Source organism: Sphingomonas sp., from assembly GCF_965200105.1.
GTDB lineage: Bacteria > Pseudomonadota > Alphaproteobacteria > Sphingomonadales > Sphingomonadaceae > Solisphingomonas.
This window is the reverse complement of record NZ_CBDATN010000002.1, coordinates 17,835-32,415: the sequence shown is the minus strand read 5'-3', so window position 1 is coordinate 32,415 and position 14,581 is coordinate 17,835. Positions and strand designations below refer to the sequence as shown.

The 14,581-nt window shown below is 71.7% G+C and carries 15 protein-coding genes; 11 read left to right on the top strand and 4 right to left on the bottom strand.

Annotated features, from left to right (window positions below):
- Positions 1-25 precede the first annotated feature (25 nt).
- Positions 26-1,183 (bottom strand): RsmB/NOP family class I SAM-dependent RNA methyltransferase, encoded by a 1,158-nt coding sequence (locus tag ACOFKX_RS01280; RefSeq protein WP_419825296.1) that lies wholly within the window; start codon positions 1,181-1,183, stop codon positions 26-28.
- Between the two features lie 117 nt (positions 1,184-1,300).
- Entirely contained in the window at positions 1,301-2,758 is a 1,458-nt protein-coding gene (guaB, locus tag ACOFKX_RS01275; RefSeq protein WP_419825295.1) for an IMP dehydrogenase, read from the bottom strand.
- A gap of 103 nt (positions 2,759-2,861) precedes the next feature.
- Here guaB and ACOFKX_RS01270 point away from each other — a divergent pair, with 103 nt between their 5' ends.
- The 11 genes from ACOFKX_RS01270 (at position 2,862) to ACOFKX_RS01220 (ending at position 13,014) form a co-directional block, all read left to right on the top strand.
- Entirely contained in the window at positions 2,862-3,845 is a 984-nt protein-coding gene (locus ACOFKX_RS01270) for an alpha/beta hydrolase (protein ID WP_419825294.1), read from the top strand.
- 45 nt (positions 3,846-3,890) lie between these two features.
- Positions 3,891-4,595, top strand: coding sequence for a response regulator transcription factor (locus ACOFKX_RS01265; protein WP_419825293.1), 705 nt, complete (start codon positions 3,891-3,893; stop codon positions 4,593-4,595).
- A gap of 34 nt (positions 4,596-4,629) precedes the next feature.
- Entirely contained in the window at positions 4,630-6,204 is a 1,575-nt protein-coding gene (locus ACOFKX_RS01260) for a HAMP domain-containing sensor histidine kinase (RefSeq protein ID WP_419825292.1), read from the top strand.
- Positions 6,201-6,617, top strand: a complete 417-nt coding sequence (locus ACOFKX_RS01255; RefSeq protein ID WP_419825291.1) for an HPr kinase/phosphorylase — start codon at positions 6,201-6,203, stop codon at positions 6,615-6,617. Before ACOFKX_RS01260 ends, ACOFKX_RS01255 begins: the two co-directional genes overlap by 4 nt.
- Entirely contained in the window at positions 6,614-7,531 is a 918-nt protein-coding gene (gene rapZ / locus ACOFKX_RS01250) for an RNase adapter RapZ (RefSeq protein WP_419825290.1), read from the top strand. The genes ACOFKX_RS01255 and rapZ overlap by 4 nt, the downstream gene beginning before the upstream one ends.
- Positions 7,532-7,542: 11 nt before the next feature.
- The gene (locus ACOFKX_RS01245) at positions 7,543-7,950 is read left to right on the top strand and encodes a PTS sugar transporter subunit IIA (RefSeq protein WP_419825289.1); all 408 of its coding nucleotides are present in this window, start codon (positions 7,543-7,545) and stop codon (positions 7,948-7,950) included.
- Entirely contained in the window at positions 7,947-8,240 is a 294-nt protein-coding gene (locus tag ACOFKX_RS01240; RefSeq protein ID WP_419825287.1) for an HPr family phosphocarrier protein, read from the top strand. Before ACOFKX_RS01245 ends, ACOFKX_RS01240 begins: the two co-directional genes overlap by 4 nt.
- A gap of 16 nt (positions 8,241-8,256) precedes the next feature.
- On the top strand, positions 8,257-9,054 hold the full coding sequence (locus ACOFKX_RS01235) for a TrmH family RNA methyltransferase (RefSeq protein ID WP_419825286.1): 798 nt from the start codon (positions 8,257-8,259) through the stop codon (positions 9,052-9,054).
- A gap of 108 nt (positions 9,055-9,162) precedes the next feature.
- Positions 9,163-9,444 (top strand): hypothetical protein, encoded by a 282-nt coding sequence (locus ACOFKX_RS01230; RefSeq protein ID WP_419825285.1) that lies wholly within the window; start codon positions 9,163-9,165, stop codon positions 9,442-9,444.
- A 20-nt stretch (positions 9,445-9,464) separates the two neighbouring features.
- Complete coding sequence (locus ACOFKX_RS01225) at positions 9,465-11,528, top strand: S9 family peptidase (RefSeq protein WP_419825284.1); 2,064 nt, start codon at positions 9,465-9,467, stop codon at positions 11,526-11,528.
- Positions 11,529-11,601: 73 nt separating this feature from the next.
- Positions 11,602-13,014, top strand: coding sequence for a hypothetical protein (locus ACOFKX_RS01220; RefSeq protein ID WP_419825283.1), 1,413 nt, complete (start codon positions 11,602-11,604; stop codon positions 13,012-13,014).
- On the opposite strand, the gene ACOFKX_RS01215 is transcribed toward ACOFKX_RS01220, so the two are convergent.
- Positions 12,973-14,226 (bottom strand): flavin monoamine oxidase family protein, encoded by a 1,254-nt coding sequence (locus tag ACOFKX_RS01215; protein WP_419825282.1) that lies wholly within the window; start codon positions 14,224-14,226, stop codon positions 12,973-12,975. The two genes, ACOFKX_RS01220 and ACOFKX_RS01215, sit on opposite strands and share 42 nt — an antisense overlap.
- Positions 14,223-14,561 (bottom strand): hypothetical protein, encoded by a 339-nt coding sequence (locus ACOFKX_RS01210; RefSeq protein WP_419825281.1) that lies wholly within the window; start codon positions 14,559-14,561, stop codon positions 14,223-14,225. Before ACOFKX_RS01210 ends, ACOFKX_RS01215 begins: the two co-directional genes overlap by 4 nt.
- Positions 14,562-14,581 lie beyond the last annotated feature (20 nt).

Here is a 14,581-nt window from a genome sequence, read left to right as displayed (position 1 = left end):
TCCGGCGGGACGGTCGCGCCGCCGACTAGCATGGCCGCCGGAGGCGCGCGACGAAAAAGCCGTCGGTGCCGTCCTGCGCGGGCGTGAGGCGAAGGCCAGCGCCGTCGGGCGTGCCGGCGGGCAACGCAATCTGGTCCACCCGCCAACCGCGATGCCGAACGAGGAAACCGCCGGCCTGCTCCGCCCCTTCTTCGCCCAGCAACGAGCAGACGATATAGGCGAGAGCGCCGCCCGGACGGACCAGCGCCGCGCCAATCTCCAGCAGCCGCGCCTGCGTATGGACGAGCCGCGCCAGCCGCTCCTCGCTTAGGCGCCACCGCGCCTCGGGATTGCGCCGCCAGGTGCCGGTGCCCGAGCAGGGCGCGTCGATCACGACGAGGTCGGCGCGATCGGTCAGATCGGCGAGCGCCGGCGCCTCGCGGCCGGGATCGAGCAGCGCAGTGGTGACGATGTCGATGCCGGCGCGCTCCACGCGCGGCGGCAGGCGCGAGAGCCGCGCGCGATCGGTGTCGGCCGCCACGATCGCGCCGTCGTTCCGCATCGCGGCGGCGAGCGCCAGCGTCTTGCCGCCCGCGCCCGCGCAGAGATCGACGACGGTCATGCCCGGCCTGGCGTCGCAGGCGATGGCGACAAGCTGGCTGCCTTCGTCCTGCACCTCGATCAGCCCGTCGCGCCACTCCGGCAGCGCCTCGACGCGCGTGCCCTCGGGCAGGCGCAGGCCGTCGGGAGCGTGCGGCGTCGGCGCGGAGCCGGAGATCGCCAGCGTCTCGCGCGACGCCTTGAGCGTGTTGACGCGTACGTCGAGCGGCGCGCGCCCGAGCAGACCAATCCCGTCGAGCCGGCCATCGAGCCACGCCGGCCCTTCGCCCGCCGGCGCGATCGGCTCACCGTCAACGATGCGGACCGGGGCGTGGGGCGACGCGTCGAACAGCGCCGCCAGCGACGGCTCGTCACCGGCTACGCCGATCAGTGCCGCGCGTCCGGACACCGGTAGGTCGCCCGCCCGCCGGATGGCGGCGTAGACGAGCTCGCGCACCGCCCGCCTGTCCTTGGAGCCCGCATATCGACGCTGCTTGAAGTAGCGTTGGACGATCGTGTCCGCCGCCGCGCCGCCACCGCGCGTCGCCTCGATCACGCCGTCGAGCACCTCGATCGCCGCCTGTGCGCGAGCCTGCGGGGTCATCGCGCCGAAACCGCAAGCCGTTCGGGTTGAACCCGTCGAAGCCCTGCCCTCCTCCAGACGGAACCGAGCGGCCCTTCGACGAGCTCAGAGCTAACGGGCATCATCGCGAGAGCTGGCTCAGCGCGTCGGATAGTTGGGCGCCTCGCGGGTGATCGCGACGTCGTGGACGTGGCTCTCCTGCAGGCCCGCGTTGGTGATGCGGACGAAGCGCGCGCGCTCGCGAAACTCGGTGAGCGTGTGGCTGCCGGTATAGCCCATCGCCGCCTTGACGCCGCCGACGAGCTGGTGGATGACGTCGCGCGCCGGGCCCTTATAGGCGACCTGCCCCTCGATGCCTTCGGGCACGAGCTTCAACTGATCCTTGATATCCTGCTGGAAATAGCGATCGGCCGAGCCCTTGGCCATCGCGCCCACGCTGCCCATGCCGCGATAGGATTTGTATGCACGGCCCTGGAAGATGAAGCTCTCGCCCGGCGCCTCCTGCGTGCCGGCGAGCAGCGAGCCCACCATCACCGTGGACGCGCCCGCCGCAAGCGCCTTGGCGATGTCGCCGCTGGTGCGAAGGCCGCCGTCGCCGATCACCGGCACGCCGGATTTCGCCGCCTCCTCCGCCGCGTCCATGATCGCGGTGAGCTGCGGCACGCCGACGCCAGCGACGACGCGGGTGGTGCAGATCGAGCCCGGCCCGATGCCCACCTTAACACCGTCCGCGCCCGCGTCGATCAGCGCGCGCGTCGCCTCCGCCGTGGCGACGTTGCCGGCGACCACCTGCACCTGGTTGGAGAGCCGCTTGACCCGCGCGACGGCGCGCGCGACGTCGCGGTTGTGGCCGTGCGCGGTGTCTATGACGATGAGGTCGCACTCGGCGTCGACCAGCGCCTCCGTGCGCTCGAAACCGGTATCGCCCACCGTCGTCGCCGCCGCCACGCGAAGCCGCCCGGTTCCATCCTTGGTGGCGGATGGATAGGTGACGGCTTTCTCGATGTCCTTGACGGTGATGAGGCCGACGCAGCGATAATCCTCGTCCACGACCAGCAGCTTCTCGATGCGGCGCTGGTGGAGCAGGCGGCGCGCCTCCTCCTGCCCGGTGCCGAGCGGCACCGTCACGAGGTTCTGCGCGGTCATCAGCTCGGAGACGGGCTGGCTCGGATTGCCGGCGAAGCGCACGTCGCGGTTGGTGAGGATGCCGACCAGCCGCCCGGACGCCTCGACCACGGGCACGCCCGAGATGCGGTGCCGCGTCATTAGCGCCTGCGCCTCGGCCAGCGTGGCGGAGGGCGCGATCGTAATCGGGTTCACCACCATGCCCGATTCGTAGCGCTTGACGGCGCGCACGGCGGCAGCCTGCTCATCCACCGTCAGGTTGCGGTGGAGCACGCCCAGCCCGCCGAGCTGCGCCATCACGATCGCCATGTCGGCCTCCGTGACGGTGTCCATCGCCGCCGAGAGGACGGGGATGGTGAGCGCGATCTCGCGCGTCACCTGCGTGCGCGTGTCCGCCATCGACGGCAGCACCTCGGACTCGGCGGGCTGCAACAGCACGTCGTCGAAGGTGAGGCCGAGGCGGATGTCCATGGGCGACGAGCTTTCGCGGGAGGGGAAGGGCAAGAGTCGTCGGCTCCCTATAGGCGGGGGCCGCGCGGCTTGCCACCCGCCGGCGCGTGCGCGATCAGCGCGCATGATCCGGAAAACCGACGCGGCGCCGTTCGGCGCGATCGACCGCCGCACGCTGCTCGCGGCGGCCGCCGGCGCGGGCGTGATCGCCGCCGCGCCGCCGATCGAGGACAATGCCGGCACCGAGACGATCCGATTGTGGCCGGGCGATCCGCCGGGCTTGCCCGTGGAGCTGCCCGAGGCCTCGCTCAAGAAAGAGGGCGGCGGCGGCCGGCGCGAGTTCCGGCTGCGCGGCGTGGCGGCGCCGGTGCTCTCGGTCTACCGCGCCGCCGAACCCAACGGCGCCGCCATCGTGGCGATCCCCGGCGGCGGCTTCGCCTATGTGTCGGTCCAGAACGAAGGCACGGCGGTGGCGCGGCGGCTGACCGCGATGGGCTACACCGTGCTCGTGCTCAGCTACCGCCTGCCGGCGGAAGGCTGGACCAATCGGACCGACGCGCCGGTGCAGGACGCGATCCGCGCCATGCGCGTCGCGCGCGCGCAGGCCGGCGCGCTCCGCGTCGCGCCCGATCGCGTCGGCGTGCTCGGCTTCTCGGCGGGCGGCCATCTCGCCGCCAGTCTCGCGACCGGCTGGGACGAGCCGCTGTACGAGGCCGTCGACGCCGCCGATCGCGCCTCGCCCAAGCCCGCCTTCGTGGGCCTCGCCTACCCGGTGACGACGTTGCAGCCGCCCTGCGCCGAGATCGCCTCGCGCAGGAACCTGCTCGGCCCCGATCCCGACGCCGCGCTGGTGGCGAAGCGTTCGCCGGTCACGCGGATCGGCAAGGAGACGGCGCCCTGCTTCCTCGTCCACGCGCTCGACGATCCGATCGTCAACCCGGCCTGTTCGATCGCCTGGGTGGCCGCCTGCCACGGCGCGGGCGTACTGATCGAGGCGCATCTGCTGGAGAAGGGCGGCCACGGCTTCGGCGTCGGGCTGCCGGCCGCGAACCCCGGCGCCGCCTGGCCCGACCAGTTCCGGCTATGGGCAGCGCGGCACGGAGGATAGCTCGTCCGTTTGCGGACGCGGGCGCGTCTGCTACGTCGCCGCGAGATGGCCGCGCAGATCGCCCTCGTCGACGACGATCGCAACATCCTGACGTCGGTTTCGATCGCGCTCCAGTCGGAGGGCTTCGGCGTGCGCGTCTATACCGACGGCGAGGTGGCGCTGCGCGCCTTCGCGGCCGATCCGCCGGATCTGATCGTGCTCGACATCAAGATGCCGCGCATCGACGGCATGGAGGTGCTGCGCCGCCTGCGCGAGCGTAGCCAGGTGCCGGTGATCTTCCTCACCTCCAAGGACGACGAGCTCGACGAGGCGCTGGGGCTGGCGATGGGCGCGGACGATTACATCGCCAAGCCCTTCTCGATCCGGCTGCTGATCGCGCGCATCCGCGCCATCCTGCGCCGCAGCGACGCGCGCGCGGCGCCGGCGGACGCGCAGCCGCCCGCCGCCGATCGACTGGTGCGCGGCTCGCTGGCGCTGGATCCCGCGCGCCACAAGGTGAGCTGGCGCGGCCGCGACGTGGTGCTCACGGTCACCGAGTTCCTGATCCTGGAGGCGCTGGCTCAGCGGCCGGGCTTCGTGAAGTCACGCGATCAGCTCATGGATACCGCGTACCAGGACGATGTCTACGTCGACGATCGCACGATCGACAGCCACATCAAGCGCCTGCGCCGCAAGTTCCGCGCCGCCGATCCGGAGTTCAAGGCGATCGAGACGCTCTACGGGGTGGGATACCGCTTTGCCGAGGAGTGACGAAATCAGCCAATCGCGCGCCCGCGCGGACGAGATGGGGCTCCCCCGCCCCCGCGCGGCCGAGGAGCGGCCGTTCGTGGCGTGGTGGGCGCGCTGGTCCCTCACCAGTCGCATCCTGGCGGTCAACATCTTCGTGCTGGCGATGCTGGCGGGAAGCTTCTTCTACCTCGACAGCTATCGCAGCCGCGTCGGCCAGGAACGCACCGATCAGGCGACGAGCGACGTGCAGATGATCGGCCTCGCGCTCGCCGCCGCGCCCGCCGCCGCGCGCGCCACGCTGGCCGCGCGCATCGCGGCGGTGGATGGCGAGCGGCTGCGCATCTACGATCCGGCGACGGGGACGCGCACGCTGGACAGCTGGATGCTCTCGCCCGCCACCTATCAGCTTCACGATCCCGACGCCGAGCCGTGGAAGAAGCATGTCGCGCGCTTCATGGACCGGACGTTCGACAGCGTGATGGGCACCGATCCGCTCGATCCTTTCGTCGAGCCATCTCGCGACGTCGCCGCCGCCTGGCCGGAGGCGGTAGCGGCGCGCGCGCGGCCTGGCACCGTCGTCTCCGCGCACCGTGTCGCGCCCGATCGCACGCCGGTGATCTCCGCGGCGCTCGCGGTGCGGCAAGTCGGCGTGCTGCTCACCACCAACAATGCCCGCGACATCACCCGGATCGTGCGCGCCGAGCGCTTCGCCATCGGCGTCGTGATCGCGGCGGTGCTCGCCATCTCGATTGGGCTTTCGCTATATCTCGCGCGCACCATCGCCCGGCCGCTCCGACGCCTAGCGATCGCCGCGCACCGCGTCCGCCTCGGCCGCGCGCGCGAGGTGCAGGTGCCGCGCCTGCCCTCGCGCCGCGACGAGATCGGGCTGCTCGCCCGCGCACTGTCGGACATGTCGGGCGCGCTTCGCAAGCGCATCGACGCGGTGGAGGCGTTCGCCGCCGACGTGTCGCACGAGCTCAAGAATCCGCTCGCCTCCATGCGCTCGGCGGTCGACAGCCTTGCGATGGTGGAAGACCCCGCGCTTCAGGCGCAGCTCATCGGGATCGTGCGCGACGACGTGGTGCGGCTGGATCGGCTCGTCACCGACGTCGCCGATGTTTCGCGGCTGGACGGCGAGCTGTCGCGCGCGCGGTTCGAGGCGATCGATCTTGGTCCGCTGATCGAAGCGCTGCTCGCCTATCGCGAGGGGCGCGGGCAGAACCGCGACGTGCGCGTCGCCTTCGCGCGGCCGCTGGTGGATAGCGCCGTCGTGCTCGGCGACGGCAACCGGCTGGCACGCATGGTGACGAACCTGCTCGACAACGCGGTCAGCTTCTCGCCGCCCGGCGGCCTCGTCGAGATCGCCGCGATCGAGGTCGGCGGCAAGGTGCGCCTCACCATCGAGGACGAGGGGCCGGGGGTTCCGATGGACCAGCGCGCGGCGATCTTTCGCCGCTTCCACACCGACCGGCCGGAGGCGAAGCCCGGCGACCGCCACTCCGGGCTAGGCCTCGCCATCGCGCTCGCCATCGCCGACGGGCACGACGGCGGCATCACCGTCACCGATCGCACCGACGGGCGGCAGGGCGCGCAGTTCGTCGTCACCCTGTCCTCGGCGCCACCGGTATGACGGCGGAGACCATCCATGCCTCCTGCGTCGCGATCGAAGGCCGTGCGATCCTGATCGCGGGGCCGTCTGGCAGCGGGAAATCCGATCTCGCATTGCGCCTCATCGATCGCGGCGCGACGCTGGTGTGCGACGACTACACCATGGTCGAGCCGCGCGACGGCCGGCTATGGGCGAGCGCGCCGGCCACCATCGCCGGCCGCATCGAGGTTCGCGGGGTCGGCATCCTGTCGATGCCGTACGAGATCGGCGCGGAGGTGGCGCTGGTCGTCGCCTGCGACGTCGCGCCGCCGCGCCTGCCCGAGCCCGAGACGCGCATGGTGGCGGGCGTCGTGCTGCCGGCGGGCCGCGTCGCGGCGCTGGAGCCGTCCGCGCCGATCAAGGTCGAGTGGATGCTGAAGGCGTTGCCGGCATGACCGAGCGGCGCGTCCTGCTCGTCACCGGCCTCTCGGGCGCCGGCAAGTCGACCGCGCTCAAGACGCTGGAAGATGCCGGCTGGGAGGTCGTCGACAACCTCCCGCTCACCCTGCTCAACCGGCTGCTCGACGCACCCGCGGCACCGGCGGGCGGTGACGACCGGCCGTTCGCCATGGGCATCGACAGCCGCACGCGCGGCTTCGATCCGCAGGCGATCGCCGAGCGCGTGCGCCGGCTGCGTGACGAGGGCGCCGACGCCGACATCCTCTTCCTCGACTGCGCCGGCGCCGAGCTCCAGCGCCGCTATTCGGAGACACGCCGCCGCCACCCGCTGGCGCCGGACCGGCCCGCCGAGGACGGCATCGCGCGGGAACGCGAGCTGCTCGATCCGGTGCGCCGCGCCGCGGATCACCTGATCGATACGACCGACAGCAGCGCCAACCTGCTCCAGCAGCAGATCCGCGCGCTGTTCGCGGCGGGACAGGCCGGCACGACGCTGACCATCCTGTCCTTCGGCTACTCGCGGAGTGTACCGAGGAACGCCGACCTCGTCTTCGACATGCGCTTCCTGCGCAATCCGCACTGGGTGCCGGCGCTGAGGCCCCGGACCGGGCTCGATCCGGCGGTGGCCGCCTATGTCGCCGGCGATCCCGCCTACGCCGAATCGCTGACGCGCATCGAGGAGCTGCTCGGCTTGTTGCTGCCGCGCTACGAGGGCGAGGGAAAGAGCTACGTCACCGTCGCGTTCGGCTGTACCGGAGGGAAACACCGCTCGGTCCACATCGCCGAAACGATCGCCGCGCGGTTGCGCGAGCGCGGCTTTTCGCCCACCATCGTCCATCGCGATCTCGCCCTGCACGTACGGGACGTAACGCACGGGGGTGACGGGATGCCGATCGCTGGAAGCGGATAGCGGGTAGTGGAATGATCGGTCTGGTGCTGGTGACGCATGGCCGACTGGCCGAGGAGTTCGTGACCGCGATGGAGCATGTCGTCGGCCGGCAGGAGGCGATCGCGTCGATCTGCATCGGGCCGGACGACGCTATGGAGGCGCGCCGCGACGACATCGCCGCAGCCGTCGCCGCCGTCGATCGCGGTACCGGCGCGATCATCCTCACCGATCTGTTCGGCGGCACGCCGTCAAATCTCGCCATATCCCTGATGAAGCCCGAGCGGGTGGAGGTGATCGCGGGCGTCAACCTGCCGATGCTGATCCGCCTGTCGTCGGCGCGCCGCACGATGAAGATCAAGGCCGCCGTGGCCGCCGCACGCGATGCGGGACGGAAATATATCTCGGTCGCCTCCGAAGTGCTGGGCGAGGCGGCGGCGTGAGCGCGGCGCCGGTCAGCCGCGAGCCCCTGACAAAGACGGTGCTGATCGCCAACAAGCGCGGCCTCCACGCGCGCGCGTCCGCCAAGTTCGTGACGCTCGCCTCCGCGCAGGACGCCGAGATCGCGGTGGAGAAGGACGGCTCGTCGGTGGCCGGCACGTCGATCATGGGGCTGATGATGCTCGGCGCCGCGATGGGCGATCACGTCACGATCAGCGCGTCCGGCGACAATGCCGAGGAGGCGCTGAGGCTGCTCGTGGCCCTCGTCGAGGATCGCTTCGGCGAGGATTGACGCCCCGCCGTCTGTCATGCCCCGCGAGATCACCGCCTATTCCAACCCGCTGGTGAAGCGGGTCCGCGCGTTGCGCGAGAAGCGGCACCGCCGCGAGGAAGGACTGTTCCTCGCCGAGGGGCTGCGCATCGTTGCGGAGGCGGAGGAGGCAGGACGCCTCCCCCGCTACATCTTCCATGCCCGCGAGATGCGGGACCATCCGTTGCTCCGTCGGATCGCAAATGCCTGCGAGGCGGCTGGCGGCGAGGCGGTCGAGACGACGGCGGACATTCTCGGCAAGCTCTCGGGCAAGGACAACCCGCAGACGGTGCTCGGCGTCTACGACGAGTTCGAAACCGATCTCGCCGCGCTCGATCGCGGTGCGTCGGGCATCTGGCTGGTGGCGCAGGCGCTACGCGATCCCGGCAATCTCGGCACCATGCTGCGCACCGGCGACGCGGTGGGCGCGGGCGGGCTGATCCTGGTGGACGAGTGCGTCGATCCCTTCTCTCTGGAGGCGGTGCGCGCCTCGATGGGCGCCGTGTTCACGCAGGCGATCGCGCGCGCATCCTGGGCGGAGTTCATCGGCTGGCTGCGCGCCGGCCCCGGCACGCTGGTCGCGCTCAGCCTGCGCACGGAGATCGACTATCGCGAGCCCACCTATCCCGCCCCCACCTTCCTCCTTGTCGGCAACGAGGCCAGGGGATTGCCGGCCGAATATGAGGATGCGTGCGACCTACGCGTGAAGCTGCCGATGCGCGGCAAGGCGGACAGCCTCAACGCGGCAGTAGCGACCGCGGTGATGGCCTATACCGTCCTGTCACTGGCGGTTTAGATCAGCAGCGGCATCGTCGATCATCGCCTCCGATCACTCATAGCCGGGTAATGCACCGGGCCTGATCCGGATCAGCCGCACCGTCCTACAGCCTTCAGGGAAGCGTCCATGCTGATCGTCACCGACCTTGCCGTGCTTCGTCCCGACCTCGCCTACTGGGTGCCGGCGGTGACGATGCCCACGCGCGCCGGTGGCGCGCCGGTGCGACGCTTCCTGATCGACGCGGTCACGCGGCGGCCGGCGCTGCGACAGTTTCCCGCCTTCGCCAGCCGCGCCGAGTGCCTGCGCTGGATCATGATCCATCGCGCCGAGGTGGAGGGAAAGGCGCCGAGCGGCCGCGTCGCCGCCGTCCGCCTCGCCGAGTGGATGCTGGGGATGGACGCGGGGTGAGGCCGGCGTAGAGAGCCGCCATGATCGATCCCGCCACGCTTCCCCCGCCCCCCGTCGCCGAGCGCCGGCCGCACGCCGTCACGCACCACGGCCGCACCGTCACCGACGACTATGCGTGGCTGCGCGATCCCGGCTACCCGACCGTCGAGGATCCCGACGTGCTCGGCTATCTCGCCGCCGAGAACGCCTATTTCGAGACAGCGATGGCGCCGCTGCGGCCCACCGTCGACGCGCTGTTCGCCGAGATGAAGGGCCGCATCCAGGACGACGATGCCTCGGTGCCGCGCCGCGACGGCGAGTGGCTGTACTGGTGGGCGTTCGCTCCGGGCGCGCAGTATCGCTGCTGGTGGCGCAGGCGCGCCGACGGCGGCGGCAACGACGAGGTCATCGTCGACGAAGCGGCGGAGGCGGCGGGCCACGTCTATTTTCGGCTCGGCGCGCTGGCGATCAGCCCCGACGGCCGCCTTGCCGCCTGGTCGGCGGACACGAGCGGCGCCGAGCGCTTTACGTTGCGCATCCGCGACCTCGCGACCGGCGCGGACGTCGAGACCGTCACCGCCATCGCCAACGGCGCCATCGCTTGGTTCGCGAGTTCAGACGCGATCGCCTACTCCGAGGTCAACGACAAGTGGCGCACTTACCGCGCCCGGCTGCACCGGCTGGGCGACGATCCGGCCGGCGACGCGATGCTCTACGAGGAGATCGAGGACGAAGGCTTCAACGTCGGCGTCTCGCGCACCACCGATCGCGCGTGGATCGTCGTCGGCACCAACGATCACGAGACGAGCGAGGTGCGACTGATCCCCGCCGCCGACCCGGGCATCGAGCCGCTGCTCGTCTCCCGCCGGGTGACGAAGCGGCAATATTCGGTCGACGCCGCACACGGCAGATTATGGATCCTCACCAACGACGACCACGTCAACTTCCGCCTCGCCTCCGCCGACCCGCAGACGCCGGAGACCTGGGAGCCGGTGATCGCGGGCTCCGACGAGGTGTATCTGCGCGGCGTCTCCAGCTTCGTGCGCCACCTCGCGATCGAGGAGCGCGTCGCCGGCCTCGATCAGATCCGCCTGCGCGGCTATGACGGCGCCGAGCATCGCGTCGCCTTTCCGGAGGCGAGCTACACCGCCGCGCTCGGCACGAATCCCGAGTCCGACACGCCCGATTACCGCATCGGCTACGCCTCGATGGTGACGCCCGACACGGTCTTCGACTATGATCCCGACGCGCGCACGCTGACGACGCGGAAGGTGCGCGCGATACCGTCCGGCTACGATCCCACGCGCTACGCCACCGAGCGGCTGACCGTCACGGCGCGGGATGGTGCGCAGGTGCCCGTCTCGATCGTCTACCCGGCGGATTATCCGCGCGACGGCACCGGCAAGCTCTTCCTCTACGGCTACGGCGCCTACGGCATCGCCATCCCGCCGGGCTTCTCGGGCGGGCGGCTGAGCCTGCTGGATCGCGGCTGGGCGTGCGCGATCGCGCATATCCGGGGCGGCGACGATCTCGGCTATCGCTGGTATCTCGACGGCAAGACGGTGCACCGCCAGAACGCCTTCAACGACTTCGTCGACGTCGCGCGCGGCCTCGTGGCGCAGGGCTGGACGGGCGAGGGCCACATCGCGATCAACGGCGGTTCGGCGGGGGGCGAGTTGATGGGCGCCGTCGCCAACTCCGATCCCGCTTTGTGGGGTGCCGTCGTGGCGGACGTGCCGTTCGTCGACGTGCTCAACACCATGCTGGACGCGACGCTGCCGCTGACGCCCGGCGAGTGGCCAGAATGGGGCAACCCGATCGAGGACGCCGCCGCCTTCGACCTGATCGCGTCCTACAGCCCGTACGACAATGTCCGCGCGCAGCCCTACCCGCCGATGCTGATCACCGGCGGCCTCAACGATCCGCGCGTCACCTACTGGGAGCCCGCGAAGTGGGCGGCGCGGCTGCGCGCGTCCAAGACGGACGACAACCCGCTGCTCCTCAAGATCAACATGGGCGCGGGGCACGGCGGCAAATCCGGCCGGTGGGACTCGCTCGTCGAGCAGGCGGAGGCGTTCGCCTTCATGCTGGCGGCGATCGGCTAGAGCGTCGCCCGCCATCGCCCGCCCGTGAAGCCGCGCGGTTGACGTCCGAAGACGGCGGTTCCAGGTCATGCGGGTGACCGGCCACGCGCGCTTCCTGCCTGGCGCCGCCGCGATCGGAATGGCGCTGTTCCTCGCGGCGACGCCGGGCGTCATCACCTACGATGGGATGGTTCAATACAGGCAGGCGCTCGCCGGGCGCTACGACGATTGGCACCCGCCGATCATGGCGGTGCTGTGGTCGCTGCTCGGGCGGGCACGGTTGTCGGGATCGGCGCCGATGCTCGCGGTGCAGCTCGGGCTCTATTGGGCGGGGTTGGGCCTCCTGGCAGGCGCGTTGGCAAGGCGCGGCGCCATGCGGTCGGCGGCGGCGGTGCTGGCGGGCGGGCTGTTCCCGATCGTCACCGACTGGATGGGCTGCGTGCTCAAGGACTGCCAGCTCATCGGGGCGCTGGTGGCGGCGACGGGTATCGTCGGCTGGTATCGGCTCGGCGGGCGGCGGATGCCGCTGTGGGCGACCGGCCTCGCGGGCGGGCTGGTCGCCTATGCGTGGCTGTTGCGCGCCAACGCCGTATTCGCGGTCGCGCCGCTCGCGCTCGGCCTGTGCGGATGGGGTGCGCGGCGGCCGGCGGCGCGCGTGGCGCTGCTCGGGCTCGCGGTAATGGCGGGGATCGGCGTGTCGGGACCGATCAACCACCGCCTGCTCGGTGCCGAGCGATCGCATGTCGAGCGCACGCTGCCGCTGTTCGACATGGCGGGGATCGCGCATCGCGCGGGCCTGGCGACGCTGCCCGGCCTCACATCGACGCTATGGGCGCGCGCCGAGGCGGTCCGCTGCTACACCCCCTTCTACTGGGATCCGCTGGGCGACACGAGCAAGTGCGGCGCGATCGCCACCACGCTCGCCTTCGACCGCGACGAGGACGCGCCGCCGATCGAACGCCAGTGGCTGGAGATGATCGCCGCGCACCCGGCGGCCTGGGCCGCGCACCGGCTCGCGCACCTCAACGACAATCTCCGCGTCGCCGTGCCCTACTCCGAGCGGCTGGCGACCGCGCCGCCCGTGTCGCTCTCCAATCCGCACCAGATCGGCGAGCCGGCGCGGGCGTTCACCGCGTGGCTGGCGCGGCTCGCCGCCGGCGTGGCCGCGACGCCGGCGGGCGTACCGGCTGTGTGGTGGCTGCTCGCCGGTGGGCTTTGGTGGACGCTCGCCGCCACGCCGCGTCAGCCGCCGCGCGACGTAGGGCTGGCGCTCGCCGCGTCGGCGACGCTGATGACGGCGAGCTTCGCGATCGTCAGCATCGCGTCGGACCTGCGCTACCACCTGTGGCTGATGGCGGCGACGATGCTGGCGGCAGCGATGCTGGGGGCGTGCGAGGACGTCGATCGCCGCCGCCTGCGCGCGACGATCGCCGCCACGACCGGCGCCTGCCTGCTGTCGGTGCTGCTACGAAGCGGACTGCTGCCGGTGGCGGCGATCCCCGCCTAGCGCGGCCTGCGCCTCCGCCGCTGCGCGCACGCCGCTGTCGTGGGCGCCGTGCGCGGTCGAGTAGTCGGTTGGGTGCGTCGCCTCGCCCGCGAAGAAGAGGCGATCTTCGGCGGGCGCCGCCAGCACGGCCCGCGCCGCCGCGTGGCCCGGCAGCGCGTGGCTGTAGGAGCCGCCGACATGATCCGCCCGCCGCCATGCGCTCGCCGCGATCGGGCGCAGGACGCGGCGCACGCCACTGCCGAGCAGCGCCGCCAGTTCGTCGAGCGCGAAGGCTTGGGCCGCAGCCGCTCCTTCTCGCTCCAGCGCCTCGGCGCCGGGGCCGCCGAAGAAGGTCTCGATCACCGGGCGCCCCATCGGCATGATCGTGTAGCTGCCGGTGTTCGCGTCGTGCGGATCGCCGAGCAGGTGCGTCTCGCGCTCGAACATCGCCGGATCGTCGATCGCCAGGAACAGCTTGTCGGCGACGCCGAGCGGCAGCCGGGCCGCGGCCTCGACGTGATCGGCGGCTTGTGGCGGCAGGCGGAGGCGCTCGTCCGCCAGCACCGTGCTCGACACCGTCACGATCGCCGTCCGCGCTTCGACGGTGCCGCGCGGAGTGGCGAGCGCGACGCCAACGCGCGTGAGCGCCAGCGACGTCACGGGGGTGGCGAGATGCGTCTCGGTGGTCGCCGGCAGGGACGCGGCGACAAGCGCGCCATAGCCCTCGCGCACCCGCCAGTTGCAGTCGCTCGCGGCGCGATCGTAGGCGAGGTAGTCGGCGGCCGACACATGTTCCAGCGCGGCGCCGTTGACGTAGCCGCTGATCGCCTGAAGCCACGGGTTCCACCGGCCGCCGGGCTCTAGCGCGTCGGCGGCACGGTCCGATCGCGTCAGCCCCGCCACCCGCTCCGCGAACTCCTCGCGCGCGCGCTCCGCCTCGGCGCGATCGGCGGCGGAGAAGCCGAGGTCGCGCCATTGCCGGCCCCAGGCGGCGGCCGTGCGATCGACGGTATAGCCCGCCTCCTCCGCGATCCGCGTCCACGCGTTGCGCTCGGCCGAGTGCAGCCAGCCGCAGCCGAGATCGAGCGCCATGCCCGCCACCGCTTCCGTCCGCGCACGGCCGCCGATCCGCTGCGACGCCTCTAACAGCGCCACCCGCCGCCCGTCGCGTGCAAGCGAGCGCGCCGCAGCCACGCCGGCGGCGCCGGCACCGACGATGGCAATGTCGATCACCGCTTCGGCCGCCGCTGCGCGCATTGCATGAAGTCGAGCCCCTTTAGCTCGGCGCAACTCCGCACCTGGATCTCGCCGGCCGGGCCCACGAACACATTGTAGTCGCCGCCCGGCGTGCAGTGCACCTGCCACACCCGCAGGTTCCCCCACGGCCCGCGATAGTCGCCCGCGTCGAGCCGGCCGCATCGCTTGTCACCGCTGGTGACGGCGCGCCGAAGCGCGCCCAAGCGATCGGTCGGCGACAGGCGCGCGAGGCGATCGTTGAAGGCGTTGGGCATTACCGGCGGGGCAGCCAGCGCCGGTGCCGTCAGCATCGCGCCCACCGCCGCGGCCATCCACGCTCGCATGACTGTCT